General features: G+C 40.9%; 31 protein-coding genes. 18 read left to right on the top strand and 13 right to left on the bottom strand.

The window, feature by feature from the left end; all coding sequences use genetic code 11:
- Positions 1-10: 10 nt before the first annotated feature.
- Both ACR5KR_RS09675 and ACR5KR_RS09670 read left to right on the top strand, forming a co-directional pair.
- Positions 11-628: a DnaJ domain-containing protein gene (locus ACR5KR_RS09675; RefSeq protein ID WP_448266334.1), complete on the top strand. Its 618-nt coding sequence runs from the start codon at positions 11-13 to the stop codon at positions 626-628.
- A gap of 104 nt (positions 629-732) precedes the next feature.
- The gene (locus ACR5KR_RS09670; RefSeq protein WP_448266333.1) at positions 733-1,740 is read left to right on the top strand and encodes a DnaJ domain-containing protein; all 1,008 of its coding nucleotides are present in this window, start codon (positions 733-735) and stop codon (positions 1,738-1,740) included.
- Here the strand turns inward: ACR5KR_RS09670 and ACR5KR_RS09665 are convergent.
- Positions 1,670-2,624 (bottom strand): IS630 family transposase gene (locus ACR5KR_RS09665; RefSeq protein WP_448270148.1). Its coding sequence is split into 2 segments (ribosomal slippage): positions 1,670-2,282 and positions 2,281-2,624, totalling 957 coding nucleotides; the frame shifts between segments, so codons are not numbered across the junction. The two genes, ACR5KR_RS09670 and ACR5KR_RS09665, sit on opposite strands and share 71 nt — an antisense overlap.
- 53 nt (positions 2,625-2,677) lie before the next feature.
- Between ACR5KR_RS09665 and ACR5KR_RS09660 the strand changes: the two genes are divergently transcribed.
- Both ACR5KR_RS09660 and ACR5KR_RS09655 read left to right on the top strand, forming a co-directional pair.
- Positions 2,678-3,223 (top strand): WD40 repeat domain-containing protein, encoded by a 546-nt coding sequence (locus tag ACR5KR_RS09660; RefSeq protein ID WP_448270146.1) that lies wholly within the window; start codon positions 2,678-2,680, stop codon positions 3,221-3,223.
- Positions 3,224-3,669: 446 nt separating this feature from the next.
- The gene (locus tag ACR5KR_RS09655) at positions 3,670-4,422 is read left to right on the top strand and encodes a hypothetical protein (protein WP_448266332.1); all 753 of its coding nucleotides are present in this window, start codon (positions 3,670-3,672) and stop codon (positions 4,420-4,422) included.
- A gap of 531 nt (positions 4,423-4,953) precedes the next feature.
- Here the strand turns inward: ACR5KR_RS09655 and ACR5KR_RS09650 are convergent.
- Both ACR5KR_RS09650 and ACR5KR_RS09645 read right to left on the bottom strand, forming a co-directional pair.
- Positions 4,954-5,787, bottom strand: a complete 834-nt coding sequence (locus ACR5KR_RS09650; protein ID WP_445626764.1) for a metallophosphoesterase — start codon at positions 5,785-5,787, stop codon at positions 4,954-4,956.
- Between the two features lie 232 nt (positions 5,788-6,019).
- Positions 6,020-6,847 carry a metallophosphoesterase gene (locus ACR5KR_RS09645; protein ID WP_448266331.1) on the bottom strand — a complete coding sequence of 276 codons (828 nt, stop codon included), beginning with the start codon at positions 6,845-6,847 and terminating at the stop codon, positions 6,020-6,022.
- Positions 6,848-7,152: 305 nt separating this feature from the next.
- Between ACR5KR_RS09645 and ACR5KR_RS09640 the strand changes: the two genes are divergently transcribed.
- A complete protein-coding gene (locus ACR5KR_RS09640; protein WP_448266329.1) occupies positions 7,153-8,298 on the top strand; it encodes a nucleotide-binding protein in 1,146 nt (381 codons plus the stop codon).
- Positions 8,299-8,588: 290 nt separating this feature from the next.
- Here the strand turns inward: ACR5KR_RS09640 and ACR5KR_RS09635 are convergent, their stop codons facing one another.
- Together ACR5KR_RS09635 and ACR5KR_RS09630 are read right to left on the bottom strand one after the other, a co-directional pair.
- Positions 8,589-8,861, bottom strand: a complete 273-nt coding sequence (locus ACR5KR_RS09635) for a GlsB/YeaQ/YmgE family stress response membrane protein (RefSeq protein ID WP_445626767.1) — start codon at positions 8,859-8,861, stop codon at positions 8,589-8,591.
- Positions 8,862-9,314: 453 nt separating this feature from the next.
- Positions 9,315-9,584 carry a hypothetical protein gene (locus tag ACR5KR_RS09630; RefSeq protein WP_448266327.1) on the bottom strand — a complete coding sequence of 90 codons (270 nt, stop codon included), beginning with the start codon at positions 9,582-9,584 and terminating at the stop codon, positions 9,315-9,317.
- 268 nt (positions 9,585-9,852) lie between these two features.
- On the opposite strand from ACR5KR_RS09630, the gene ACR5KR_RS09625 reads away from it, so the two are divergent.
- The 5 genes from ACR5KR_RS09625 to ACR5KR_RS09605 all read left to right on the top strand — a co-directional run bounded on the left by ACR5KR_RS09625 (position 9,853) and on the right by ACR5KR_RS09605 (position 13,194).
- Positions 9,853-10,485, top strand: coding sequence for a bifunctional 4-hydroxy-2-oxoglutarate aldolase/2-dehydro-3-deoxy-phosphogluconate aldolase (locus ACR5KR_RS09625; protein WP_448266325.1), 633 nt, complete (start codon positions 9,853-9,855; stop codon positions 10,483-10,485).
- Between the two features lie 112 nt (positions 10,486-10,597).
- Positions 10,598-11,113 (top strand): L,D-transpeptidase, encoded by a 516-nt coding sequence (locus tag ACR5KR_RS09620; protein WP_448266324.1) that lies wholly within the window; start codon positions 10,598-10,600, stop codon positions 11,111-11,113.
- Positions 11,114-11,548: 435 nt separating this feature from the next.
- Positions 11,549-12,073, top strand: coding sequence for a L,D-transpeptidase (locus tag ACR5KR_RS09615; RefSeq protein WP_445626771.1), 525 nt, complete (start codon positions 11,549-11,551; stop codon positions 12,071-12,073).
- A 451-nt stretch (positions 12,074-12,524) separates the two neighbouring features.
- On the top strand, positions 12,525-12,815 hold the full coding sequence (locus tag ACR5KR_RS09610) for a type II toxin-antitoxin system prevent-host-death family antitoxin (protein WP_445626772.1): 291 nt from the start codon (positions 12,525-12,527) through the stop codon (positions 12,813-12,815).
- Positions 12,790-13,194 (top strand): PIN domain-containing protein, encoded by a 405-nt coding sequence (locus tag ACR5KR_RS09605; protein ID WP_448266322.1) that lies wholly within the window; start codon positions 12,790-12,792, stop codon positions 13,192-13,194. The genes ACR5KR_RS09610 and ACR5KR_RS09605 overlap by 26 nt, the downstream gene beginning before the upstream one ends.
- Here the strand turns inward: ACR5KR_RS09605 and ACR5KR_RS09600 are convergent, their stop codons facing one another.
- Positions 13,195-14,793: an Hsp70 family protein gene (locus ACR5KR_RS09600; RefSeq protein WP_448266321.1), complete on the bottom strand. Its 1,599-nt coding sequence runs from the start codon at positions 14,791-14,793 to the stop codon at positions 13,195-13,197.
- Positions 14,794-14,895: 102 nt separating this feature from the next.
- On the opposite strand from ACR5KR_RS09600, the gene ACR5KR_RS09595 reads away from it, so the two are divergent.
- Positions 14,896-15,093, top strand: coding sequence for a hypothetical protein (locus ACR5KR_RS09595; protein ID WP_448266320.1), 198 nt, complete (start codon positions 14,896-14,898; stop codon positions 15,091-15,093).
- A gap of 161 nt (positions 15,094-15,254) precedes the next feature.
- Here the strand turns inward: ACR5KR_RS09595 and ACR5KR_RS09590 are convergent, their stop codons facing one another.
- The 3 genes from ACR5KR_RS09590 to fni form a co-directional block, all read right to left on the bottom strand.
- Entirely contained in the window at positions 15,255-15,494 is a 240-nt protein-coding gene (locus tag ACR5KR_RS09590) for a hypothetical protein (protein WP_104909601.1), read from the bottom strand.
- Between the two features lie 405 nt (positions 15,495-15,899).
- Positions 15,900-17,735: a signal peptide peptidase SppA gene (sppA, locus tag ACR5KR_RS09585; protein WP_448266319.1), complete on the bottom strand. Its 1,836-nt coding sequence runs from the start codon at positions 17,733-17,735 to the stop codon at positions 15,900-15,902.
- A 110-nt stretch (positions 17,736-17,845) separates the two neighbouring features.
- Positions 17,846-18,940, bottom strand: a complete 1,095-nt coding sequence (gene fni / locus ACR5KR_RS09580; protein ID WP_448266318.1) for a type 2 isopentenyl-diphosphate Delta-isomerase — start codon at positions 18,938-18,940, stop codon at positions 17,846-17,848.
- A 153-nt stretch (positions 18,941-19,093) separates the two neighbouring features.
- Here fni and ACR5KR_RS09575 point away from each other — a divergent pair, with 153 nt between their 5' ends.
- On the top strand, positions 19,094-19,678 hold the full coding sequence (locus tag ACR5KR_RS09575) for a Uma2 family endonuclease (RefSeq protein ID WP_448266317.1): 585 nt from the start codon (positions 19,094-19,096) through the stop codon (positions 19,676-19,678).
- A 395-nt stretch (positions 19,679-20,073) separates the two neighbouring features.
- Here the strand turns inward: ACR5KR_RS09575 and ACR5KR_RS09570 are convergent, their stop codons facing one another.
- From ACR5KR_RS09570 to ndhC, 3 genes are read right to left on the bottom strand one after another with little or no spacing between them, the layout of a single operon-like run.
- Complete coding sequence (locus ACR5KR_RS09570; RefSeq protein ID WP_322693831.1) at positions 20,074-20,604, bottom strand: NAD(P)H-quinone oxidoreductase subunit J; 531 nt, start codon at positions 20,602-20,604, stop codon at positions 20,074-20,076.
- Positions 20,597-21,334: a photosynthetic/respiratory NAD(P)H-quinone oxidoreductase subunit K gene (ndhK, locus tag ACR5KR_RS09565; RefSeq protein WP_445626780.1), complete on the bottom strand. Its 738-nt coding sequence runs from the start codon at positions 21,332-21,334 to the stop codon at positions 20,597-20,599. Before ndhK ends, ACR5KR_RS09570 begins: the two co-directional genes overlap by 8 nt.
- The gene (gene ndhC, locus ACR5KR_RS09560) at positions 21,325-21,687 is read right to left on the bottom strand and encodes a photosynthetic/respiratory NAD(P)H-quinone oxidoreductase subunit C (protein ID WP_012411797.1); all 363 of its coding nucleotides are present in this window, start codon (positions 21,685-21,687) and stop codon (positions 21,325-21,327) included. Before ndhC ends, ndhK begins: the two co-directional genes overlap by 10 nt.
- A 324-nt stretch (positions 21,688-22,011) precedes the next feature.
- Here ndhC and ACR5KR_RS09555 point away from each other — a divergent pair, with 324 nt between their 5' ends.
- The 6 genes from ACR5KR_RS09555 (at position 22,012) to ACR5KR_RS09530 (ending at position 24,486) form a co-directional block, all read left to right on the top strand.
- Complete coding sequence (locus tag ACR5KR_RS09555) at positions 22,012-22,347, top strand: rubredoxin (RefSeq protein ID WP_094348032.1); 336 nt, start codon at positions 22,012-22,014, stop codon at positions 22,345-22,347.
- 141 nt (positions 22,348-22,488) lie between these two features.
- Positions 22,489-23,508, top strand: coding sequence for a photosynthesis system II assembly factor Ycf48 (locus tag ACR5KR_RS09550; protein ID WP_448266316.1), 1,020 nt, complete (start codon positions 22,489-22,491; stop codon positions 23,506-23,508).
- 262 nt (positions 23,509-23,770) lie between these two features.
- A complete protein-coding gene (gene psbE / locus ACR5KR_RS09545; RefSeq protein ID WP_012411800.1) occupies positions 23,771-24,019 on the top strand; it encodes a cytochrome b559 subunit alpha in 249 nt (82 codons plus the stop codon).
- Between the two features lie 9 nt (positions 24,020-24,028).
- Positions 24,029-24,166 (top strand): cytochrome b559 subunit beta, encoded by a 138-nt coding sequence (psbF, locus tag ACR5KR_RS09540; protein ID WP_015115279.1) that lies wholly within the window; start codon positions 24,029-24,031, stop codon positions 24,164-24,166.
- An 8-nt stretch (positions 24,167-24,174) separates the two neighbouring features.
- A complete protein-coding gene (locus ACR5KR_RS09535; RefSeq protein WP_015127970.1) occupies positions 24,175-24,297 on the top strand; it encodes a photosystem II reaction center protein L in 123 nt (40 codons plus the stop codon).
- Between the two features lie 69 nt (positions 24,298-24,366).
- Positions 24,367-24,486: a photosystem II reaction center protein J gene (locus ACR5KR_RS09530; RefSeq protein ID WP_012411803.1), complete on the top strand. Its 120-nt coding sequence runs from the start codon at positions 24,367-24,369 to the stop codon at positions 24,484-24,486.
- Between the two features lie 219 nt (positions 24,487-24,705).
- Here ACR5KR_RS09530 and psaI read toward each other — a convergent pair whose 3' ends face one another.
- Positions 24,706-24,855, bottom strand: coding sequence for a photosystem I reaction center subunit VIII (gene psaI, locus ACR5KR_RS09525; RefSeq protein ID WP_322693829.1), 150 nt, complete (start codon positions 24,853-24,855; stop codon positions 24,706-24,708).
- Between the last annotated feature and the right edge of the window lie 83 nt (positions 24,856-24,938).

Raw genomic sequence — 24,938 nt, 5'->3', positions numbered from 1 at the left:
TTTTTTCAGTATGCGCGACGATCGCTTCGATATTAATGATGCTTATGAAATTCTTGGGCTGAAACCCGGTGCCTCTCAAGCACAGGTGAAGCGAACTTACCGTAAACTGGTTAAAATTTGGCATCCCGATCGCTTTGTCGAGCAAAGACAAAAACAGGAAGCTGAGGAAAAAATCAAATCAATCAACGCAGCTTACAACAGGCTCAAATCCGAAATTCCATCTGAGCCTCCTATTCCTAAAAATCCATCTTCATCTTCGCCTAAAAATCCCCCAAAAATATCTGTCAATCGTTGGGATGCAGAAACTTTTTACACTTTAGGAGTAGAAAATGCTACACAAGGAAGATATGAGGATGCGATCGCAGATTTTACCCACGCAATTCGTCTCAATCCTGATTATATTGACGCGTATAAATATCGTGGGCTAGTTTGCTCACAACTGGGATACGAATATAGAGCCGCTTCAGATTTAAATAAAGCTGCACAAATAGAAGAAGAGTTAAGAAATCCGGGGAGTACGCAAAGATCGCGATCGCCCAGATATGATGCATCAAAACCTAGACCTCTAGTAGAAAGATTTTGTCAAAAGATAAAAAGTTTACTGCGGCTAAATCGGCGTTGGAGATAAGGAGCGAATATAGTTGAAGACATTAGAGATGGAGTTAGATAATACTTATACTTGGGAATACTAAGTGTAGTAAGAATTGCTGCCGATTTCTTAGTATTCATCGTATGAGCGATCGCTTTGATATAAATCATGTTTACGATATTCTTGGGTTGAAACCAGGTGCATCTGCTGATGAGGTCAAGCAAGCTTACCGCCAGATGGCTAAGACTTGGCATCCAGATTGTTTTATTGAACCGCAGCAAAAGCTAGAAGCAGAAAAAAAAATCAAAGAAATCAATCAAGCTTATGCAAGATTAAAGTCTTATCAGCCAAATCAGACAAATCAATCTGCTTCCACTTTTACCAAAATTGATTTCACTGCATCTAATGCTGAAAGTTTCTACAAATTGGGCATGGAGAAAGCTCAAAAAGGAAAATATACTGAAGCAATTGAAAACTTTACCCAAGCGATTCGTCTCAACCCCAACTATTTTGAAGCCTACAAATACCGAGGGCTTGCTTGCTCGAAACTAGGATATGAAAATAGAGCCAAGTCAGATTTTAAAAATGCCAGAGAACTGGAACTGAAACAGAAAAAAGCATCGCCAAAGCCACCAACGCCGCCACCACCACCCCAACCGATATCGCAACCGCCAAAGCCACCAACGCCACCACCTGAATCACAGTCTCAACCTTCACCCTGGAAATGTGTACACACCCTAACTCATCTAAACTGGGTTTTTACAACTGCAATCAGTCCAGATGGACAAACTTTGGCTAGTGGAAGTAGTGATAATACTATCAAGATTTGGCATCTCGACACAGGGAAATTACTACATACTCTCACTAGTCATACCAAATGGGTAAGATGCCTAGCCTTTAGCCCAGATAGCCAAACTCTGGTTAGTGGCAGTGATGATAGCAGCATAGTCATTTGGCAAGTATCTACAGGTAAATTACTCAAGACCCTGAAAGTACATTCAACCCCAGTTTTTTCTGTAATCTTTAGTCCAGATGGTCAAACTATCTTGAGTGGCGGTACAGACACTACTATACCGTTTCTCAGTCTAGTGAAGTACAGTAACAACAGTGGGTATACCAATTATGAATATCATTCAAAGAAACTTGGTTAAAAGCAGTTTCAATGGCTTCTGCTAAATCTGGATAACTTCTAGCACCAAGAGAACGTAGTATGTTCTTAACCTTAGACCAACAATTTTCAATCGGGGAGAAATCAGGAGAGTATGGTGGTAAATAAATCAATTTAGCTCCGGCAGCCTCAATTAATTGTTCAATATCTCCGCCTTTATGAATTGAGCAATTGTCCATAATTACATAATTACCTTTTTTAAGTTTTGGGATTAATTTTTGAGAAATATAAGCCTGAAATGTCAGACCATCAGTTGCGCCTAAAATGCTATATTGGCTAATTACGCCTTGAAGACCAATTGCACCGATTATCGAGACATTTTTACTACGTTTTTGAGGTCGAGTACCATGCGCTCTTTTACCTTTTTGGGAACGAGCGGAGTGCCTTATCAAAGATAGATTAGCTCCGGCTTCGTCGAGAAATATCAATTTCCCCGCAGGTATTAAGTGAATTTGCAGCCAGAACTGGACTCTTAATAATTGAACTCTTTCAGTTTCTTTTTCCGTGGCGTGCAATGTTTTTTTTTAAGCTGATTTCCATCTTCTGTAACATTCTATCTACTGTAGAAATACCAATGGTTATCCCTGTCTTTTCTTTGAGTTCTGACCGAATCTCTTTTAAGGTGGCATCATTCTTGGCTTCTACTATTTCTTTAAGAACATTAAATTGTTCTTCGTTTAGCTTTGGTGGAGTTTGTTGCGTCCTGATTTTAGGCGCGATACTTCCTGTTTCTCTATATCGTTTAAGTAGTTTCTCAATAAAGCCTAAAGTTACACAAAATCTTTTTGCTAACTGACGTTGTGATATTCCACCTGACAAATATGTATCAAGTATTTTTTGACGTAAATCGAGGGAATATGCTTTCACTTTCATCCTTAACTAAGATACACAGCTTTATTTGATTAAGTGTACTTCATTAGATAGGGAAACGCTATATAAAGGTTTCCCATATAGAAATAGGACAATTACTGCAAGTCCTCAAAGGTCATTCTTCCTTCATTTATTCCCTTACCACTTGCCCAAAACAACAGATTTTTGTCAGTGGCGGTGCGGATAATACCATTAAGCTGTGGAATTTGAAGAGTAACAAACTGCTGCAAACTCTCAACGGACATTCAGGTTGGGTGATGTGTGTTGCTATTAACCCTGATGGGCAAATTTTAGCTAGTGGCAGTTATGACCAAACTATCAAGCTATGGGACATTAGTACAGGTAAGCTAATTAACACTCTTGCCGGACATCGCAGCTATATTTGTGCGATCGCTTTTAGTCCCGATGGTCAGCATCTTGTTAGCGGTAGTGCAGATCGTACTGTGAAGATATGGGATGTTAACACGGGACAAGAACTTTACACTTTGGATAACCATTCAGATTGGGTTAACTCTGTTGCTTTCAGTCCTGATGGCAAAACTTTGGTTAGCGGTAGTCGAGATATGACTATCAAGCTTTGGCGATGCGATATCTAACAATAAATTAAAAATTTAAGTAGGTAGACATAATTAAACATAAAGTAAAATCCTAGTTCGTAGTGAGCGATTCATCGCTCAAAGAAAGGATTATAGGACTAAAGTCTTTACTACAAACTTTAATTTATTTACGTCTAGCTACTTAGAGAATTGAAGCAAATTGCTAGATTTTTCGATCGATCCATTAACTGACAGTTAAATAACATCCATCTTTGGGATACTCTTTCTGTTGATTAAGTATTAACTCTCTAAAGATTAAGTATTAACTCCCTGGAGATAGAGCCATTTGTTTGAGGGCAGAGGTTATTCTGAGATTACCAACAGTTGAGTAGCAAATAAAACTCAATATTTATCAGCAACATATATTTTTCAGTTCATTAAAACCTTTTGTTTTCACAAAGCTTTAGTTCGTCAATATCTTAATCTGAGGAGTTAAATCAACGGCTATGTCTATTCCCAATGAACGCGAAATCAAAAATAGTGAAGTTAGACAAGAATCTTACACTGATATTAATGGCAATACTCAAACCCATTTGACACAAACTAGTGAAACAGTCAAGAACAATACAACTAATCCCAGCTCTTACACTAGCGGTTACGTACATGGTCGAAATGTTGAGCGTAGCTACCAGCAAGCAGATTTAGCCCAACGTGATGAAAACAATGCTAGTGGTGGGTTGCTGTTGGGTATTATCATTACTTCCCTGCTTGGTTTAGTTATAGGTGGGGTTTGGTACTTCAACCAGCAGAATAATGCAGCAGTTAACAATGCTGTGCCGGTCGTGGTTCCTGTACCAAGTAAGAGCGAGCCAACTCCCAGTGCATCTCCTCAACCACAAAAGACGATAATCGAAGAAAGAACTAGGGAAGTACCTGTACCTGTTGCTGTTCCTGTTCCCCAACAGCAAGTTACACCTCCGTCTGCACCTCGCCAACCGGATATTAACATTACTATTCCACCCCAGCAGCCTGCGGCAGAAAAAGCACCTTCTGTAACCCAGTCAGCCCCTAAAGCGACACAAAGTCCGGCGACGAGTTCAACTACTAATACTCCGGCTTCGCAGAACGATAGTTCTACTAATACTGTTGCTCCTAGTACAAAAAGTGACACCTCTAAAAGTACTACACCTCAAGGAGTAGACCAGTCAAACAGTACATCTAATAGCGATTCTTCTACCGCAGGCGGTTCTGGCCAATAACGCCTTCTGAACTTTCAGCCCACTTGGTAATGTTGGCGTGAATGCCAATATTACCAAGTGGGACAAATTTTAAGCAATATTTCTGAATTGTTGCGATAAATTAATGGGATTCAAGTTTAGTAAAGGTGTCTTGTAGCTAAACAAACACAATGCTAGATTAAGACCAAGGTACAAACAGGTTAAAAGTTAAACAAAAAGTTTCAAGTTAGAGCCTGTGCCTCCTGCTCTAATCTTATTGCGATCGCTATCCTTGGTTGTGACATCCGTTGAATGTGTTTTTGCCTTAAGTTCAATGAGTTGTTTTGGAGGTTTTAGAACGCACAGCCAGAAAATGCCTGCCTAGTTGGAATATAAGGATGTGCAATTTTGAATAAAGCGATCGCGAATACTGTCCACCTTATTTTGAGTTAGTCATTTCTGAATTCTTCAATCTTCAAGAAACCGCCGCAAGCTATTGAGATTTATCCATCGTAGCTTCAGGCGGTTTCTGTCATTTGTCATTTGTCCTTTATTTAGACCAATGCCCAATGACTAATGACTAATTAAAGTAATTACAGTCACTTCAGGCGGACAAAATAAACGTCCTGGTTTATAAGTTCCTAAACCACGATTGACATATAGTTGATTTTCTTCCACCTTGTGAAACCCTTGCGCCCACTCCCAATATCGAACTACTTTCGAGCAGTCTCCTAATAAAAATGTCACCCAACGCCGCAATTTTTTGGGAATTTGTTTAAGTAGCTTTTTGTAATAGAGTACTAGAGGGCCAATGCCCGGAATGACGATGTGACCACCGTGGGTATGACCAGATAGTTGCAAATCTACGCGCCATTGTTGCAATATCTTGGCTGTATCTGGGTTATGAGATAAAACGATGCGCGGTGTAAGCGAATCTAGTTGATTCATTACTGGTGCAGGGTAAAATTCCTGCGACCAATAATCAGCTAGTCCTATCAATGGTAATTCTTTTCCTAGTGGATAAGCGATTTCATTCCAAAGCACATGTACCCCAATGCTGGTTAACGCTTGTGTAACTTCTGCTTTGGAGTGGCTGTAATAGATATCGTGGTTCCCAAGTACGGCGTAGATACCACAGCGACTTTGCAGATGTTTGAGTCGAAGCACCAATTGATGGATTGGTGTGGGATTGTCAGTTACGTAGTCACCAGTTAATAGAATTAAATCTGGTTCAGCTTCATTAGTAAGTGCGATCGCTTTTTCTAACATCTCTTCCGACAGTCGCAAACCATCGTAATGAAAATCTGACAACTGTACTAATGTTGTACCTTGTAAAGATGCAGGAAGTTCTGCAATCTTAACCGTTATTTTATCTACTCTTAAATGTCCCGTAAACAACCAATGCATAAGTTAACCGATACTCCTCATACCAGCGCTTACAGCTTACCAAAAATCAAAATGTAACTTGATAAAATGCAATAATTTATGTCATCTACTTCAGATACAATTAATTCATTGATTTAATTTTGCTGATTTAATTTTGGCGATGAGAGTAGCAGGTTATGTCTAAGTTTGCAGGCACTCATTAGCCAGAATACCTGCTGAAATTGCGTTCTTTTTTGTTAAATTTGGTAATTACCTACTCACCTTGTAGCGTGATTATAGTAACTTCTGGGCGGCAAAATAAGCGTCCTGGGAGGTAAGTTCCCAAACCACGATTGACATATAGTTGATTTTTTCCTAGCCGATGCAAACCCTGTGCCCATTCCCAATGTCTGACTACAGAAACATTTTCTTCCAAAAATGGGACTCGACGCCGCACTTTTCTAGGTATTTTTTCTACAAGCTTTTCGTAAAACAACGCCGCAGGGCCAATTCCGGGAATCAAGATTTGACCACCGTGAGTATGACCAGATAATTGTAAATCGACTCGCCATGCTTGTAATATCTCCGCAGTATCTGGGTTATGGGATAAAACTATGCAGGGTGTGTCGGGATTTAGCTGGTTCATAACTGGTGCGGGGTGAAACTCCCGTGACCAATAATCAGCCAGTCCAACGAGTGGTAATTCTTTTCCTAGTGGATAGGCAATTTCGTTCCAAAGGACGTGAATTCCAATGCTAGTAAGGGTTTCTGTAACTTCTGCTTTTGCGTGTTTATATATATCGTGATTGCCAAGGATAGCATAGATACCACTGCGACTTTGCAAATGTTTGAGTCGAAGTACCAGTTGGTGAATTGGTGTGGGATCGTCAGTTACGTAGTCACCAGTTAATAAAATTAAATCTGGTTCAGCTTTGTTAGTAAGTGCGATCGCTTTTTCCAGCATATCTTCCGACAGCCGCAAACCATCGTAGTGAAAATCTGACAACTGCACCAGCTTCTTACCTTGTAACGATGCAGGCAAACCTGCAATGTTAACCGTCAATGCTTCTATACTTAACGGCCCAGATAATAACCAATGCATAAGACGTTCAATAAAGCTCAATCATAGCGCTTACAGCTTAACTGAACATTGTTTATTTGTGTGTAGCGACCAGTGCAACTTATTGGAAATTTTATGAAAGCTGTATATTTTAGAGTATTTATACTCAGTTAAAATCAGACGTAACTTTGCTGTTAATTTATGTCAGAGTATGGTTTTTTCTTTCAAAGACAGAGAGATAGTGATTCATGTTACGTATATAAATCAACTATACGGTCAGGGTTGATTTTGGTAGAGTATACTGTATTACATATTACCACATTTAACCAAAACACCTAAAGCTGTTTATGTCGTCATTATTAGAGCCACAATTTATCCAGGATTTTACCCACTTTGAGCAGCACGTAGCAAAATTGATCCATAAAGCAGATTGGACAGTTGAAACTGCAAAGACTAATCAACCTGGCTACGATCTAGTGGTTAAAAAAGGAAACCTAGTTGGTGTTGTTCAGGTAAAATGGCTAAAAAGCAACGTGACAGCGCCACAGCTTTTAAAGTTTGCTGACTTTTTAGATTCTGATGAAGGCAAAAAATTTAATTTTGGTTGGTTCATAACTACAAAAGGATTTGGTGGCCCAGCATTGGCATTAATTAGAACTTGGGGTAAAGATACTAAAGTTCGCTGTGGGATTGCCCATGAAAATAAGCTGGTTGGGATTGATGGCCCAATTAATCCTGACCCTCCGCCAGAACCTCAAAAAAAAGTTTACTTTGGAGTTTTTACCTGTAAAGGCGGAGTAGGAAAAACAACTGTAGCAGGTCATTTAGCAGGAGCATTAGCACTGCAAGGATTTAATGTAGCACTTGTGGATTTAGACCCGGAACAAAATCTGCAAAAATTAGTAGGTGATGGGGTTTTTGTTCCCAATCCTAAAGGAGTAGGTACAACTATTCAAGTTTTTGATGGAAATGATTGGGATGAAGATGCTGCCCGTGACTGTCAAATAGTAATTTGTGATTGCTCACCAGCATTAGAGCGTAATCCCTCAGAGCTAGTTAAGCGATTAGATTATTGTATTATCCCAACAACCTTCAATCCATTGGGAATAAGTAAGCACGGTAAAGTTATTCAAGATACTGTTAAAGAAATACGTGAAATCAATAATTTAGCTCATTTATTTGTATTAGTTAACAACTTTAAAGACCCTGGTATTAAGCGCTTAAAACTTCTAAAACAAGTCTATTCTAATGCTTATAAAGAAATTAGTAAGATAGATAATAAATTTCATTGTATAGATCCAGAAGAAGTTTGTATTCGGACTAGCGATCTACTTTACTACTGGGGTATACATATACTCGAAAATCCAGAAAATCCTGCCAGTAGATTAGCCTTTGATCTAGTTGGCGGAAGATGCTACCCGCGTGAAGATTTTATCAACTTAGCAGATTACATTGAAAGAGAAGCTGGTATAGGAATTCTTAGAGCTAATTAAGACTGTTTAAGATAAGTTTGCACTTAGCGATCGCTAGTCTTCCTATATAATTTTTAGCAAAACCTGTGTTGAAACTGAGGGCTTTTCTTACATACCTAATGGATTTTTCAAACCCCTTCTAAGCCAGAATACCCATTACTAAGGCTAATTTTGACTATTTTATTGCAAAATAATCAAAAAAATAACGCCTACCTGTAATTTTTTGGTGACGTTATTTTTTGAATTTAATTCACAGTTAAAAATAGTTAAATGAATTTGTTAAATCTTTGTCATTGATTGACCGCAATTTTTTATACAGCACTGCGGTTAGTTAATAAATTCCACAAGAAGACTGCAACAATTGCACCAAGAACTGCTACTGCAATACCTGGAATGCTCAGACTAGGAGCTGCTAGGGTTAAAGTTCCCGTACTGAAAAATACACCTAAACTACCGCCAACAAAAGCACCGATAATTCCTAATAATATAGTTCCTAGAATTCCGCCACCTTGATGACCGGGGTAGATAGCTTTTGCGATCGCACCAGCAATTAGACCTAAAACAATCCAAGCAAGAATATTCATTGTTGTTAAGTTGGTAAACGTTTTTGACTTACAAGTACATATTAACGATCTTCATTTTTGACTTAATCTACCATCAGAATTAATTATGAATATCCATTAGGAATAGTTTAATTGCTACTAGATTTTTATATTGCGCCTACCATCCTGCTTAGGACAAGTCGGCTATGAATAGGTGTGACATGCCAATGTCCTAAGTTGTCCGATCGCTGCTATGTGACCCATTTGAGGTAGATAGTCAATTAAAAAAAAGCTCCTAGTAGGTCTTTAACTAGGGGCTTACATAAACTATTGCTTGGTAATTGCAGTATATGCATTTTTAATTAGCTCTCTCCTCTACTAGAAGAATTAAGCTGAGTTTTTAGGGACTGTCTCTAAAGTAATGTAAAGGAAGCGAAATCAGGCGATTGAGACGATCGCCTATCCCTTTGCAAGTTCATGTCTAGTTTTTAACTTTTAATTGCTTATCCCGCGATCGCTACCAATAACTTGATGGTTGATAAAAGGCAACAATCTGCGGTAAGACCAATGCATACTTAGAAAAATCAGACTTACTAAGATTAGCAGCATAACGCCCAGAATCGTTGTATATGCCTTAGTGCGCCACCAAAAGCCATTCGCACCTAGTCGCACAACCTTCCATAAATTAGCTGCTATATCAGCACTTTCAGAATCGTGAATCGTGATGGGTAAGAATGCTGCTGTGTTTTGTCGCGCAATTGTCATTTTTATTACTCCTTTAAACCTAAATGCTGAAGTATTAATTATAAACTACGGTAACACTATAGGTTTTGTGTTATTTGTATTTAATATCTCATAGCTTGATGCAATAAGCAAGTTTTCAGGGCATTGGGAATAGGGCAAAACAGTTGTGCTAATATTACTCAGCACTCTTGAGGGGCATTGGGCATTAGTATTAAAAATTAGTATTTACTAGATTGAAAACTATTCTCTAGTCTCAATCCCTACTCCTAGTCTCCAATCTTTAGTCAAAATGCCTAATCAAATTTGGTTATCACAGTTGGAAAAACACCGAGCGATCGCAGTTATCCGCGCCCCTCAAATGGAACTGGGACAACAAATGGCAATGGCTGTAGCATCTGGGGGAGTGCAGCTAATTGAGATTACCTGGAATAGCGATCGCGCTGGGGAATTAATCAGTCAACTACGTTCGCAATTACCAGCCTGTATTATTGGCACTGGTACGCTATTTAATGTGCAGCAGTTACAAGATGCGATCGCATCTGGGGCGCAATTCCTCTTTACACCCCACGTTGATTCGGCAATGATTCAAGCAGCACAAGAAAAAAATGTGCCTATCATACCAGGAGCGCTGACTCCTACAGAAATTGTTACCGCTTGGAGTCAAGGCGCTAGTTGTGTAAAAGTGTTTCCCGTGCAGGCAGTGGGAGGGGCTGATTATATCAAAAGTTTGCAAGGGCCGCTGGGTGAGATTCCCTTAATTCCTACTGGCGGCGTGACTCTAGAAAATGCCAAAGAATTTTTGCAAGCTGGAGCGATCGCTGTCGGTTTGAGCGGAGAATTATTTCCCCAAAAGCTTGTCATAGAGAGAAATTGGTCAGCGATCGCAACTCAGGCAAAAAACCTGATGCAACAGTTAGGTTAACTTAGAATCAAATCATCAAAATTCACGTCTATTAAAGTAATAGATAGGGAAATAAAGGTGAAACCCGATCGGTTTCTCAAGACCCCATGATTTGAGTGTGAGTGTATCTAAAATGAAAAGACAAATTTCTCCTGACTGGGTGCGTCGCTTACAAATAATTCTCACTGGTACAGTACTGTCCCTAAGTGTTTTTACTACTACTGGAACCAGTGAAGTTTGGGCGAATTCCAAAAATCAAGTGATTGCACAAAAAATTCAGACATTACAACAATCAAATCAGCGCTGGATTCAAATTGATCTTTCCAAGCAAAGATTAATAGCTTGGCAAGGTGACAAAGTGGTTTATGGAAGTGCTATTTCCTCTGGCAAAAAAGCTACTCCTACTCTTGTCGGTACTTTTAAAGTTCAATCTAAGTTTAAAACTACCCGGATGCAGGGAGAAGACTACAATGTTCCCAACGTTCCTTATGCAATGTTTTACCAAGGTAATTACGCTATTCACGGAGCTTATTGGCATAAAAAATTTGGCACTCCAGTGAGCCACGGCTGTGTGAATGTTGCACCTAAACATGCTAAATGGCTATTCGAGTGGGCATCCGTAGGGACACCAATAGTCATTCATAAATAATATGTGAAGCAGCCAAAAGGCAATTTAGGTAAAATCATAAATAACAACAAATCAAGACAATTAAGTGATTCCCAGCATAAAATCATGCTGGGAATATTCGGAGTCGTAATTACGGAAATTGAAATAAAATATAGAAAAGGGCATTAAATATTTGCCTAAAAAATAAGCGGAAATCCTGACAATTACTGTGTGAAATTACAAATGCAAATATGAATTCGGGGAAAGTTTGCATTTAGACATTTAAATGACAGATTCTTTGTAAAGGTTGTCCTTTGTAATTGGTCATCGGTCATCATTTAACAAATGACAAATGACAAATAAAAGATGAACTGCGTAAATCCTCGACAGGAAGTTAGAAGTCACTTTGGAAATTTGTAGTTTTCCAGAAAATTACTTCACTTGATGATTTTTGCGTAGTTTAGAAGATAAGGCATAATGCAAACTTGGATTCGCCGCAGTGGGATTCGTTCTTCAGCAACTTTTTGTACTGGCGTGGCATTGATGGTAATGACTTTATTCTCTTGGTCATCGCCGTTAACAGGTACACCAAACTCGACTACAGCAACAGCCACCTCAGTAGATCAAAACAGCACTAATAATATTAGCCAACCTCGCTGGATTGAAATTGACTTGTCAGAACAACGTTTACGTGCATGGGAAGGTAATAAACTTGTTCATTCATACCGCATTTCGGGAGGTAAGCGATCGACTCCTACACCCATAGGTAGATTTCGGATTAATTCTAAGTATCGTACTCATCGGATGCGAGGCAGAGGCTACAACATTCCTGACGTTCCTTACACAATGTATTTCTACAGAGGCTATGCCATCCACGGAGCTTATTGGCATAACCGTTTTGGCACTCCAGTCAGCCACGGTTGCGTAAATTTACCTGTTAAGCAAGCTGGCAATCTTTACAGATGGGCTTCAACGGGAACTTTAGTAGTAGTGCATAAATGATCGTGAATCGATCGTTGCTGCAATCATTACCTTGATGTATGGACAGGTGGGTTATGCGTCAGCGCACCTGTTCATATATACTAGACCTCTTGGCATTTGTGCCTTTTGCAAGAGGTCGGGAAATGGGGAAAGGTTAAAGGGGAATGTTAATTCTATCCCTTTTCCCTTTAACCCTTACCCTTTACCCGACAAATGTCAAGAAGTCTACTGCCCTGATGACCTTAGTATTTTGGTATTTCTACCAAAGCAGCAGCCAGTGCTACTCCAGGGAGAAGATTTTTTACCTGTATTACCAGAAATTGAACTTGCATTAACTGTCAATCAAGTTTTTGGATGATTAAAAATGGGCAATTAAAAATATACATTTGTCGTTAAGTGTATGCTTTTTGATGAGAATATAGACATTAGTTATGTCTATAATAGACATGATTATGAATAAAAGAGGTTTTAGATGAACTGGAGAATTGCAGAAGCGAAACAGAGGTTCTCCGAACTAATTCATGCTGTCACCAAAGAACCGCAACTCATCTACAACCGAAATCAACTGGTGGCTGTAGTTGTTGAAGCTGAGATGTTTGAAGAATTTTTGACGTGGCGCAAGCAGCGCGAAAAGATTTCTTTAGCTGAGGTTTTCAAAGAACTACGTCAGATAGCTGCTGAGGAAGATTATATTCTCGAAGTACCCTCCCGCCAAGACCGTCCTAACCCTTTCGCTGATGCCATCGATGACTTTTCTTTGTGACACCAATATTATCAGCGAATTAGTAAAACTTCAACCTAACTCTGGTGTACTGAAATGGGCAGAAAGAGATTTTTCAATAGTTCTGAGTGCCATCACCGTTGAAGAAATATTTTACGGACTGACATCCAAGCCCAACCCTAGAATTCAAATATGGTTTGAGAACTTTTTGGGAAATAATTGTCAAGTATTGCCTATCACCATTGAAATTGCCAAGCGCTCCGGTGAATTGCGAGGTCAACTAAGATTAAGTGGGAAAACACACACCCAAGCAGATATGATGATTGCTGCTACTGCTCAAATTCATCAATTGACTTTAGTAACGCGCAACATCCGGGATTTCGATGGCTGCGGTATCCCACTTTTAAATCCTTTTAGTTAATTAACTCAACTGTGCCACAAGTTGATTTTCCAACAGCGTGTCATTAGTTAACAAGTCTTCAACAGTGATTCGCAAAAAGCGTTGCTCATCAACTTGAAAGAGGATTTTGATGCGATCGCTTCCAGGATATCCGGTTGGTGTCAGTTGGGCAATTGTCTTCGCACCTTCTCGATCGTTGAGGGGTTTGACGCTGGTTTCACTATTGTCCAGACGGCGAGTAATTAAGCGATCGCCATCAAAATAAACTTCAGTACTACCCGTATCTGCTCCCAATTCTCCCATAATTAGTTCAATACTGGGCTGATTTTCTACAGAAGCACCTAAGACTAATTCCACTGGCTGAGTCATTGGATATGCTTGTCCAGCTTTAATTAAAGAATGCCATTTGTGACGCTGATTGCGGCGATCCCAGTAGCGGATACCATAACTATGGTAGAGAAAGTCTTTGATTTGTATCCCTTGTGCTAACTGTAATGCACCTTGAGCGATCGCTTCAAAAGGACGTTCGCAACGGATTTTTTCTGGCTCAAAATACTGTTTAATCCATGTCTGCACTGCGGGTAATTGCACTGTGCCACCAACTAACAAAACTGCACTAATATCTGGAAGTTCTATCCCTTGCCGTCTTGCTTGCTGCAACAGTGTGGTCATCGAATCATCCAATAACTCAAAAAAGGCGTGTTCTTTGAGGATATCGTCAAAAGTATCGCGGTTTAGTTCCAGTTCATAACTTTCAAATGTCTCATCGTCAAAATAAACTTCACTAGCTTGGTTTTGAGTTGATAGCTGAATTTTTACCCGTTCTGCCAATCGTGTTGTCAAGGGACTTACCGCCAACTCTTGAGTTTTAGCAAAGTAATCTACTAACCAATTATCAATATCAGTACCACCCAAATTTTGCCCAGCTTTCGCCAGGACACGGGCAGTTTTGACTTTTTGTTTTGAATCTTCAGCCAGGGACTTATTACCCCATTTGAGGAGAAATCCCAAGGGCTTTGTGCTTGCCTGCACGCTTTGATCCAACCGGACAAGGGATAAATCCAAAGTACCACCACCGAAGTCAATTACCAAAAGATTTTCTCGATCTGCCAAGCCATAACCCAAGGCGGCGGCTGTGGGTTCATCCAGCATTCGCACCTGTTCGACCGGGAGGGCTTGACAAACTTTTCCCAACCAGTGACGATAGGCTTCAAAACTGTCTACAGGTACGGTTAACACCAGAGAATCTAACCCACCTTCTAGGGGCGCTAGTTCTTCAATTACTTGAGTAAGGAACCATTGCCCTACTTGTTCAAAGGTGACAATTTGTCCATCTAGTTCGGGTAAGAAACCTTGAATATCTGCACCAATACCGCGTTTGAAGCTACGGAAAAATCGCGTTTCGCCTTTGAGGTCAAAACCGCGATCGCGTACTTGTTGCCCGACTAAGACTTTATTTTGGGCTGCGTCTTCAACATAAACCAAGCTGGGAATCAGTGGCGGATTGAGACTTTGTTTAATTGATAAGCCTGGTAGAGTCAGGGTTTCTGGCTGCTGGGTTACAGGGTTCCAACGAGCAATGACTGTGTTGCTAGTACCAAAATCGATTGCGATCGCCATATTTTATATTTATTCTCTCGCACGAAGATGCCAAAGCTGCTTTATTTGTGATTATTCTCTATAAGTTACCAAGAAAGCAAATGCGCCCATAGGCATAGTTCTTTGCATCCCAATCCAGATATCGATTCAGTCTGTTGCAGCGAAGTGTTAGCTGCAACGCATAGCATAGTTAGACAACGATCCTGGGTTTTGACGCAATACTGTTCGGTTAAGGCAAGAGACACGATGAATCGCCGTCTCTACAATAATCAGTCTTTTGTAGAGACGGCGATTTATCGCATCTTTGGCGATCGATATTAAAGCAGTAGATATCAGATGGCTATTGGGGAGAGTTTCAGCCGTTTCTGGTGTAAAAAGGGTAGTTAAGACCTTATGCTGGGCGAAAGTAAAATTGGAGGCACTGGCTAATTAGTACAAAAACCTAATCTAACCCGGAGTTCCGGGTTAGTCGTAGTTCATGCTCAATCTTCATTGCGTAACTGCCAGACTGCACCAAAAGCAGCCCCAGCCCCAGCTAACAATCCAGTACTCATTCCTTGGATAGTTTTTTGGAATGGATCTTGAGTTAGGCACTCACTTGTAACCTTACTGTCTTCCAAGCAGAGACTACTTTCTGCCCAACCAGCAGTACCTCCTAAAATTACACCAGTGATACTACAAGAAACAATTAGCAGTAAAAGACGTTGTGTTTTTCTAGCCATAGATGGATGTTTTACTCAATTTTGTATTTTAGACTTTAAATTGGATTCCTATGTAAATACACTTGGGTCTAGATAAAAAATTTTAGATTTTTCCATACTTGAGCCACTGTTTAACCAGGCTGCTTCAGCAAAATTCCAAATCTAAAATTCTGTCAAAGGTTAGAAATTGTAGTTGACTTTAAACTACTTTACACATCCGAGCAGCAAATGTCAGCTGGTTTATGGCTGGCGAGGTAAACTCATGTGCTTCGTCCTAGTAATCTATCTTTAAATTGATTGGTACACAATTTCGTAGCAAAGACTTTAGCTCTGAGAAAACAAGGACTAAAATCCTTACTACAAATCCTCAAAACTAGTTTGACGTAGTATTCGGTCAGTTGTTGCCCACTGATACTCAAAAAATATCTACTCAATCTTCAAGTTGAAAGGCAAGCGGGCATAAACCCCTTGTGGATCGTTCATCTTTTGTAAAATCTCTACTTCCTGTTGCAATTTTTGGAATTCGGTGGTGAGGGGATTGGATTGTTTGAGTTGCGTCCCTTCAATCCCTAAAGCAGTCCGCACCTCTTCTGTTGCACGCCCAAAAAAGCGTTCTCCGAAGCTGCTAGTGCGAGGATATTCTTGTACTTCCCAATCGTCTCCTAATTTCGCCTGCTTGGCAGTGTATGCGATCGCAGTATTCAAACCACCAATTTCATCCACCAAACCAATTTCTTTAGCCGCTTCACCCGACCAAACCCTTCCTTGGGCAATTTCTGCTACTTTTTGTTCTGGGAGTTTCCGACCTTGAGAAACTTTATTCAGAAACATATTATAAATCCGGTTAACACTGCGCTGATAAATTTCTAACTCTTGAGGCGATTTCGGACGCGAAACTGTTTGACTATCAGCATAGCGTGCGGTTTTCACTGAATCCCAAGTAATACCATTATTACTGGCCAGCTTTTCCCCATTGAATAAGATCCCAAACACTCCTATAGAACCTGTAATAGTATTTGGTTCTGCAAAAATGCGATTAGAGTCGCTAGCAATCCAATAACCTCCAGAGGCGGCGACATCACCCATTGACACCACAACTGGTTTTACTTCACGAGTTAATTTCACTTCTCGCTGCATGACTTCGGCTGCGGTAGCGCTACCACCGGGACTATTAATTCGTAATACAACAGCTTTCACATCTTTATCTTGTCGCAGCTTGTTGAAGATTTTCGCAAAGCGATCGCCTCCTACTTGTCCATCTTCTCCTTTACCATCGACAATCTCGCCCTCAGCATAAACAACAGCAATTTGATTTTTGGAGTTACGTTCTACACCCAAAGATTTACCAGAAACTTGGGCGTAGCTATTCAAGCTAATTTGTCGGAATGTTTTATCTTCTTTATCGCTATTTGTCAACTTTTTCAGGTCAGCGACAACTTCATCGGGGTATTGTACTAGATCGACTAAACCGTTAGTTTTAGCTTGTGTGGCTTCTAGTAAAGACTGATTATCTGCGATCGCTTGCAACTTATTGGGTTCAATTTTCCGACTTGCGCCTATAGCAGTGCGCCACTCTCCCCAAACGTCATCTAACAATTTCTGAGTTTGTTCGCGGTTTTCTGGACTCAACTTGTTGAGAATAAATGGTTCAACGGCTCCTTTAAATTTCCCTACTCGCACGACTTGAACGCCAATGCCATACTTCTGCAATGCTCCCGCTAAAAACATTGGTTGTGAACTCAAACCGTTGACTTCCATCATTCCTAGAGGGTTAAGGACAATGGAATCTGCCACTGAACTAACGTAATATTCCTTTTCACTCCAATCACTGCCATAGGCAACAATCTTTTTCCCCGCAGCGCGAAACTCTTCAAGCGCTTTCCGAATTTCTTTCAGGGAGGCATAGCCGACATTACCAGTTTGGCTTGTGTTGGTTGCATCCAGATAGATCCCGACAATGCGCGGATCGCGCCGCGCCTTTTCCAAAGTTTCCACAACTTTGCGGAGTGCCATTCTATCTTCATCGACACCTGAGATTGTGTTCTGAAACAGTTGGTCTGAACTAGGTTCGCCATCAGTAATTTTCATTGACAAGTCAAAAACCAACACTGACTTATTTTTCACATAAGGCCCAGTATCTTTAGACAAGCTAGCAGCAAAAATCAGCAAGAATAGTCCAGTAGTTCCTAGACCAGCGAAAATAATTAGTCCTAGTAAAGTGCCAACTAAACTAGCAAAAGTTTGTTTGATAAAATTACGCATTAGTTATTAGTCATTGGGCATGGGGCATGGGGCATTGGGCATTGGGCATTGGGCATTGGGCATTTATAAATGACAAAGGACAAATGACTAATGACTAATGACCTATTTACTTATTCTATGCGCTGTAAACAGCCAGAGTGCTTTAACTGATACAAGGTAGCATTGCCAGTACAAAATAAGACTGTGGTGATTTCAGCGATTAATACCTCAGCGAGTTCGGCTACTGCTGTCTCTGATATTGCTGCTGCTTGCAAGAAAGGCATTGCTAAACCAGCTATATCTGCTCCCAAGGCGATCGCAGCTGCAATATCCAATCCATGACGCAAACCTCCCGAAGCAATTAAAGGCACATCTTTGGCGTAGGCGTAGCCCGCACTTCGACAAGGCTCAGTGACCATCGTAGACATCGCTCTAATAGTTGTAATGCACTCTGCCGTCGGTAAACCCCAATCGGCAAAAGTTCTCCCTAAACGACGTTGTAAGGGATTTTCTGCCCGTTCGCTTTCTACTTTTGCCCAAGAAGTACCTCCCGCACCCGCGACATCAATTGCTGCTACCCCAGCGGCAAGAAGTTTTTGGGCGATCGCTGCTGAAATGCCGTTACCAACTTCCTTCGCAATCACTGGTACTGGCAATTTTGAGCATAATATAGAAATTTTGTCAAGCAAACCTCTAAAATTAGTATCACCTTTGGGTTGAATGCACTCTTGTAAAGGGTTAATGTGTAAAATTAAGGCATCAGCTTCTAAAATATCAACTACGCGCAAACATTCATCTAAGCCGTACTTGTAATTAAGTTGCACAGCCCCCAAGTTTGCAAGTAGCAGAACATCAGGGGCATACTTGCGGACAGCAAAAGTATCAGCCACCTGGGGTTTTTCCACTGCTACTCGCTGAGAACCAACACCCATTGCAATTTTGTAGTGTTGTGCGACTTGGGCCAAACGTTGGTTAATGATTGCGGCTTGTTCTGTTCCGCCAGTCATGGAAGAAATTAATAAAGGTGCGCCAAGGTGCTTCCCCAGGAAAGTTGTACTGATATCAATATCGTTGTAATTGAGTTCGGGTAAGCAAGAATGGGTGAAACGATAACGTTCTAATCCATTGGTGATGCGATCGCACTGAACATCTTCTTCTAAGCAGATGCGAATGTGATCGGCTTTGCGATTCTGAGTTTGTGCAGAGATATTGGTAGGGGCGTTCACTGGTGGGTATGGCTAAAAGTATTGGCTTGCGATCGCTATTGTTACATTGTCTGCAACCGTATTTGTATAACAAAAATATTTATTTTGCCTATCAATAGGGTACGTTACGCTATTGATAACAGAATCATTCCTCCATTTTATCAGTTAATTAATATGGTTTTACAAACAGAAAAGCGCTACACCCCAGAAGAATATTTGGAATTAGAAGAGAAGGCTGAATATAAAAATGAATACAGAGATAGAGAGATTATACCTATGACAGGGGGGACAACTAACCACAATAAGATTGCACTTAATTTTTGTCGCAAGTTTCCCCTGACTGTGCAAGGACAAGATTATGAGATTTACATAGGGGATGTAAAATTATCAATACCTCGTCATCGCATTTATACTTATCCTGATGTAATCGTCATCAAAGGTAAGCCTATTTATGAGGGAACAGGTACAACAATTATTACTAATCCCTTGTTAATTGTTGAAGTCTTATCAAATTCAACTAAAAATTATGACAAAACAGATAAATTTAAATATTATCGCTCAATTCCTGGTTTTCAGGAATATATTATGATTGACCAGTATAGTTTTGCTGTAGAACAATTTGCAAAGCAAGCAGAAGGTCAATGGATTTTTAAGGAATATGAAGGTGAAGATGCAGTTTTAGTCTTAGATTCTATCGAATTTCAAATTACCTTGCGTGATATTTACGAACGGGTGAATTTTGAGTTGATTGAGGAATAATATCATATCCGCTTGCTGACGGGGCGACAAAATGGGCTAAAAAGCTTATCAAATAAAGAGTGCAGCAATATATGGTAAAAAAAGATAGGTCTACTTTTGTCAATAAGACCAATAAGATTGATGATTTTACTAAACACATCTGAAAAGTTAACTGAGTCTTGCCGAATATCTCTTACTGCAAATTTTGATTAATGTGCTGCAATCGATTAAATTGGGACTTCCAGAAAATAAACTATGCCACTAACAATTTGTTCAATTAGTCACTCAAACCTATGAAACTGGGGTCAAGCTGACAAAAAAATTTATTCTTTGGAAATCCCTGACATGAAACACCAAAAACATAACCCCTCTCCGACACCGGAAAGGGGTTAATTACTGCTAAAACTCAGCAATCTCTAATAAGCGTCTTGCAACTCGTAGAAATCGGGTGAGACGTAATCCTTCCGCAAAGGCCAACCCACCCAATCTTCCGGCATCAAAAGCCGCTTGAGATTTGGATGCCCTTCGTAGATAATGCCGAACATATCGTAAGACTCGCGTTCTTGCCAATCTGCGGTCTTCCAAATCCAGTACACAGAAGGCACTACAGGATTTTCCCGTGGTAAGAACACTTTAACTCGAACTTCTTCGGGGCGATCGCTATTATCACCGACTTTAATCAAGTGATACATACTCACTAATTCTTGTCCTGGACCAAGGTCAATACCACCTTGACACTGGAGATAATTAAACCCATAAGCATAAAGGGCTGTAGCGGTAGGAAGCAAAAAATCTGCCGCTACCTTAATTATCTCTACACCATTTTTGTCTGGTGCTAAAAACTCATGGTCAAAACCATTTTCCGTCAACCATTGGGAAACTTTACCCGCTTGTACCAATGCTTCTTCTTTCGCTGCTGGTACTGGTTTAGATTCTTCTTCAGCCACGGGGTTGTTCCTCCTTTTGCGCCTTTTCTGTCAGCAGTGCAGGTGGTATTGGCATACCTATTGCTTCCGCCAATTCCTTCGGTGGTGCAGAGCGAGTTGCTGACTGCAAATACTTACCAGTTAAGATTTCCTCTACTGGCTTCAGGTTATGAGTCGTGCTGTAATAGCGGTGAGTTTGCTTAATTTTACCCCGCTCTTGCATCGACTCGTTGGAGATTTTCTTCCGCAACTTAATGATTGCGTCGATAATTGCTTCGGGACGGGGAGGACAACCAGGCAAATACACATCCACAGGAATCAGTTTATCGACTCCGCGCACTGCCGTGGTAGAGTCAACGCTAAACATACCGCCAGTAATTGTGCAAGCACCCATCGCAATTACATACTTCGGCTCTGGCATTTGTTCGTAAAGACGCACCAGTTGCGGAGCCATCTTCATCGTGATAGTCCCTGCCGTAATAATTAAATCAGCTTGGCGGGGGCTAGAACGGGGAATTAGCCCAAAACGGTCAAAGTCAAACCGGGAACCAATTAAAGCTGCAAACTCAATAAAGCAGCAAGCAGTACCAAATAACAACGGCCACAAACTAGAAAGCCGCGCCCAGTCGTAGAGGTCATCAACCGTCGTCAAAATGACGTTTTCTGAAAGGTCTTGAGTGACATTAGTACGCTCAATGGGGTTGATGATTCGTTCTTTACCCTGGGTTGTTAAGTTAGAATTCAAGACCATTCCAAAGCTCCTTTACGCCATGCGTAAACTAAAGCGACTACAAGAATTGCAATAAAGACTAACGCTTCAATAAAAGCCAATAGCCCTAAACGGTGAAAAGCTACCGCCCAAGGATACAAGAAAACAGTCTCCACATCAAAGACGACGAAGACCAGAGCAAACATGTAGTAGCGGATGTTGAACTGAATCCAGGCTCCCCCGATGGGTTCCATGCCAGATTCATAAGTGGTGCGACGTTCTGGGGCGTAACCACTGGGTCGTAGGAGCTTGGAAGCTGAGAGCGCTAAGGCAGGTACTAGGCTACAGATGATGAAGAAACCTAGAAGGTACTCGTAACCGCTGAGGACAAACACAATGAGTATCTACCGCTTATGGAGTATTTTAAGTAGTGAGTTTTGAGTGCTGAGTGCTGAGTGCTGAGTGCTGAGTGCTGAGTGCTGAGTAGGGAATCTCACTTCTTTACTCAGAACTTTCGGAACTCGGAACTGTTTTACCCAACGCCCAATCCCTTAACTGCGTAACTTTCTTTTACATTATATCTGTTTGGTTTTTCTGAAATCTGGGAAACAGACGGACTTCAGGTATTTGATTCGCTTTTGCTAGTGATAGAAAAGTCTAACAATTATGTCATAATTTTTAACGTATATTTAAGATTTCTCCTTTGCGAGGCCTTAGCCATGAGCGAACCAGCTGTTGAGACTACGGTGTTAGACCGCTACGAGTGTCGCGCCTGCGGTTATGTTTACGAACCCGAAAAGGGAGACGACAAAGATGATATTGCTTCAGGGACAAGCTTTGCAGAACTGCCCATAAATTGGCGCTGTCCAGTTTGTTCTGCAAAAAAGACTGCTTTTGCCAACATCGGCCCTGCCGGTACTGCATCCGGCTTTAAAGAAAATCTCGGTTATGGTTTGGGTGTTAACAACCTAACGCCAACCCAAAAAAATATCCTAATTTTTGGTGCTTTGGCTCTTGGCTTCTTGTTTTTTATCAGTCTTTACGGCTTACAATGACAGCCTTTAAGCAATTTCAAATAACGCTCTCAACCAGAGGGTTGACACTGCGCTAACAAAATTCAAAATGAAAAAGCCAGGATTTTCCAGTATCCTGGCTGCCAACTCCTACAAAAATTTAGAAATAACTAAGAAATACTGATGCATTCAATTGTCAAAGGTTGGCAACGAATATTTGCCTTGTTAATAGTAGTCCTGATGTGCATAGGTTGTAGCCAAGTTCCCTCTGTTAGCTACAACCCTTGGAAAGTCATTTCTGTGCCAACAGACTCAAATTTATTGGATATTGCTTTTACTGATAACCTTGAGCATGGTTATTTAGTTGGTAGCAATGCCACCCTATTGGAAACCAATGACGGTGGTAATACCTGGAAACCAATAACACTGCAACTGGATGAGCAGAAGTATCGCTTTGACTCAGTAAGTTTTGCAGGTAAAGAAGGCTGGATTGCCGGAGAGCCTGGACTATTACTACACACAACCGATGAAGGTGCTTCTTGGTCGCGTATCCCCCTGAGCGAAAAGTTACCAGGTAGTCCGATCGCAGTTAAGGCGCTAGCAAACAATACAGCGGAAATGGCTACTAATGTGGGAGCCATATATAAGACCACAGACGGCGGCAAAAACTGGAAAGCCCAGGTGGAATCAGCAGTGGGTGTGGTGCGTAACTTAGAGCGTTCTGCTGATGGTAAGTATGTTGCAGTTTCGGCTAAAGGTAGTTTCTACTCGACTTGGGAACCAGGCCAAGATGCTTGGGTTCCCCATAATCGCAATAGTTCTCGGCGAGTAGAAAACATGGGCTTTGGTGATAATGGGCAATTGTGGTTGCTAGCTAGAGGAGGTCAAGTTCAGTTTAGTGACCCAACTAAACCTGAAGAATGGCAAGAGGCACAATATCCAGAGTTATCTACCAGTTGGGGTTTACTGGATTTGGCATATCGCACACCCAATGAAATTTGGGTAGGTGGCGGTAGTGGTAATTTGCTACGCAGTGCCGACGGTGGCAAAACCTGGGAAAAAGACCGTGAAGTGGAAGAAGTTGCGGCTAATTTGTACAAGATTGTGTTCTTAGAGCCAGAGCGGGGATTTATAATTGGCGATCGCGGCGTTTTGCTCAAATATCTACCAAATCCTGAAACAGCTTCCCCAGAGGCGGCTTAGTGAGTAGGGGGAGATGAGGGGACAAGGGGACAAGGGGACAAGGGGACAAGGGGGTAAACAAAACTCCTAACTCCTAACTCTTAACTCCTAACTCTTAACTCAGCACTCAGCACGGGCTAAACGCCCCGCTATCGCTAACAGCACTCCTAATGCCCCATTCCCAACGTACAATTTCTGAGAAGAACGTTGCAACTTGTAACTCTTTCTTAACTTTGTAGGATAATAAACTCAATAACACTCTATGTATAAGGTAGGGATCTAAATGTCAGGTACCACTGGAGAACGTCCATTTTCGGACATCATTACTAGCGTTCGTTACTGGGTAATTCACAGTATCACCATCCCGGCATTATTTATTGCTGGTTGGTTATTTGTCAGCACCGGACTGGCTTATGATGCTTTTGGTACACCCCGTCCCAACGAGTATTTCACACCAGCGCGGCAAGAAGTGCCCATTGTGAAGAACCGTTTTGAAGCTAAAAAACAAGTTGAACAATTTATTGGAAAGTAGTTTGAGATCATGACTAGCGGCAACAACATCAATCAACCAGTTACCTATCCAATTTTTACCGTTAGATGGCTGGCAGTTCACACTTTAGGTGTACCAACTGTATTCTTTTTGGGCGCGATCGCCGCAATGCAATTTATTCAACGTTAGGAGCAATTATGGTAGAAAGATCGCCCAATCCCAATAATCAACCGGTTGAACTAAACCGGACTTCGTTATACCTGGGATTACTACTAATTTTCGTTCTGGGTATTCTGTTTTCCAGTTACTTCTTTAACTAATTAGAAGTACTGTTGTTAATCTTGGTTTATGAACGTGTGTTGATTTGTTGTTAAGGGAGGAGAGAAGCTGTGTCTGGAAGTGGGAGAATTCCCCTGTGGGTCGTCGCTACGATCGCAGGTTTAGGTATAATTACAGTCTTGGGCATTTTCTTTTATGGTGCCTACGCCGGACTCGGTTCTTCGATTTAACATTAGTTAGTTTGAACCGAATACTATAAGTTAGAACTTTCTAGCATTTGTTGAGAAATCAACGTTAAAAAAACCGCCTGTCTCTATGAGATGGGCGGTATTAATTTTGGTCATTTGTCCTTTGTCCTTTGTCATTTGTCCTTTGTCATTTGTTTTTTACAAATGACTAATGACCAATAACCAATGACTAATGACTAATGACTAATGACTACATCAGTATCAGCTGATATCGCTGATATCGTCGCTTTCAATGTATAAAAACAGAAATGCGAAGACCACACCTGGCAAAATCCAACCAATTATGGGCACGAAGATCGCAGACAAGTACGAAGTACTAGCCAAGACAGTAGGCAAAAAAGATGCTGCCATAGTTAAAGGTTCCTATGAAATCACACTACAATTCAAGATGAGCTTACTGCAAATTCTGCCAGATTTTTGAAATTCTTTCATAT

Source organism: Nostoc sp. DSM 114159, from assembly GCF_053470285.1.
This window is presented reverse-complemented; position numbering and strand designations above follow the sequence as displayed.

Coding starts and splice junctions, on each gene's coding strand:
- psaI (WP_322693829.1), bottom strand. CDS start 24,855: ATGGCAGCATCTTTTTTGCCTACTGTCTTGGCTAGTACTTCGTACTTG.
- ACR5KR_RS09600 (WP_448266321.1), bottom strand. CDS start 14,793: ATGGCGATCGCAATCGATTTTGGTACTAGCAACACAGTCATTGCTCGT.
- ACR5KR_RS09610 (WP_445626772.1), top strand. CDS start 12,525: ATGAACTGGAGAATTGCAGAAGCGAAACAGAGGTTCTCCGAACTAATT.
- ACR5KR_RS09640 (WP_448266329.1), top strand. CDS start 7,153: ATGTCGTCATTATTAGAGCCACAATTTATCCAGGATTTTACCCACTTT.
- ACR5KR_RS09535 (WP_015127970.1), top strand. CDS start 24,175: ATGGTAGAAAGATCGCCCAATCCCAATAATCAACCGGTTGAACTAAAC.
- ACR5KR_RS09605 (WP_448266322.1), top strand. CDS start 12,790: ATGCCATCGATGACTTTTCTTTGTGACACCAATATTATCAGCGAATTA.
- psbE (WP_012411800.1), top strand. CDS start 23,771: ATGTCAGGTACCACTGGAGAACGTCCATTTTCGGACATCATTACTAGC.
- ACR5KR_RS09655 (WP_448266332.1), top strand. CDS start 3,670: ATGTCTATTCCCAATGAACGCGAAATCAAAAATAGTGAAGTTAGACAA.
- ACR5KR_RS09590 (WP_104909601.1), bottom strand. CDS start 15,494: ATGGCTAGAAAAACACAACGTCTTTTACTGCTAATTGTTTCTTGTAGT.
- ndhK (WP_445626780.1), bottom strand. CDS start 21,334: ATGGTCTTGAATTCTAACTTAACAACCCAGGGTAAAGAACGAATCATC.
- ACR5KR_RS09625 (WP_448266325.1), top strand. CDS start 9,853: ATGCCTAATCAAATTTGGTTATCACAGTTGGAAAAACACCGAGCGATC.
- psbF (WP_015115279.1), top strand. CDS start 24,029: ATGACTAGCGGCAACAACATCAATCAACCAGTTACCTATCCAATTTTT.
- ACR5KR_RS09670 (WP_448266333.1), top strand. CDS start 733: ATGAGCGATCGCTTTGATATAAATCATGTTTACGATATTCTTGGGTTG.
- ACR5KR_RS09555 (WP_094348032.1), top strand. CDS start 22,012: ATGAGCGAACCAGCTGTTGAGACTACGGTGTTAGACCGCTACGAGTGT.
- ACR5KR_RS09645 (WP_448266331.1), bottom strand. CDS start 6,847: ATGCATTGGTTATTATCTGGGCCGTTAAGTATAGAAGCATTGACGGTT.
- ACR5KR_RS09630 (WP_448266327.1), bottom strand. CDS start 9,584: ATGACAATTGCGCGACAAAACACAGCAGCATTCTTACCCATCACGATT.
- ACR5KR_RS09650 (WP_445626764.1), bottom strand. CDS start 5,787: ATGCATTGGTTGTTTACGGGACATTTAAGAGTAGATAAAATAACGGTT.
- ACR5KR_RS09615 (WP_445626771.1), top strand. CDS start 11,549: ATGCAAACTTGGATTCGCCGCAGTGGGATTCGTTCTTCAGCAACTTTT.
- ACR5KR_RS09620 (WP_448266324.1), top strand. CDS start 10,598: ATGAAAAGACAAATTTCTCCTGACTGGGTGCGTCGCTTACAAATAATT.
- sppA (WP_448266319.1), bottom strand. CDS start 17,735: ATGCGTAATTTTATCAAACAAACTTTTGCTAGTTTAGTTGGCACTTTA.
- ACR5KR_RS09635 (WP_445626767.1), bottom strand. CDS start 8,861: ATGAATATTCTTGCTTGGATTGTTTTAGGTCTAATTGCTGGTGCGATC.
- ACR5KR_RS09575 (WP_448266317.1), top strand. CDS start 19,094: ATGGTTTTACAAACAGAAAAGCGCTACACCCCAGAAGAATATTTGGAA.
- ACR5KR_RS09675 (WP_448266334.1), top strand. CDS start 11: ATGCGCGACGATCGCTTCGATATTAATGATGCTTATGAAATTCTTGGG.
- ACR5KR_RS09550 (WP_448266316.1), top strand. CDS start 22,489: ATGCATTCAATTGTCAAAGGTTGGCAACGAATATTTGCCTTGTTAATA.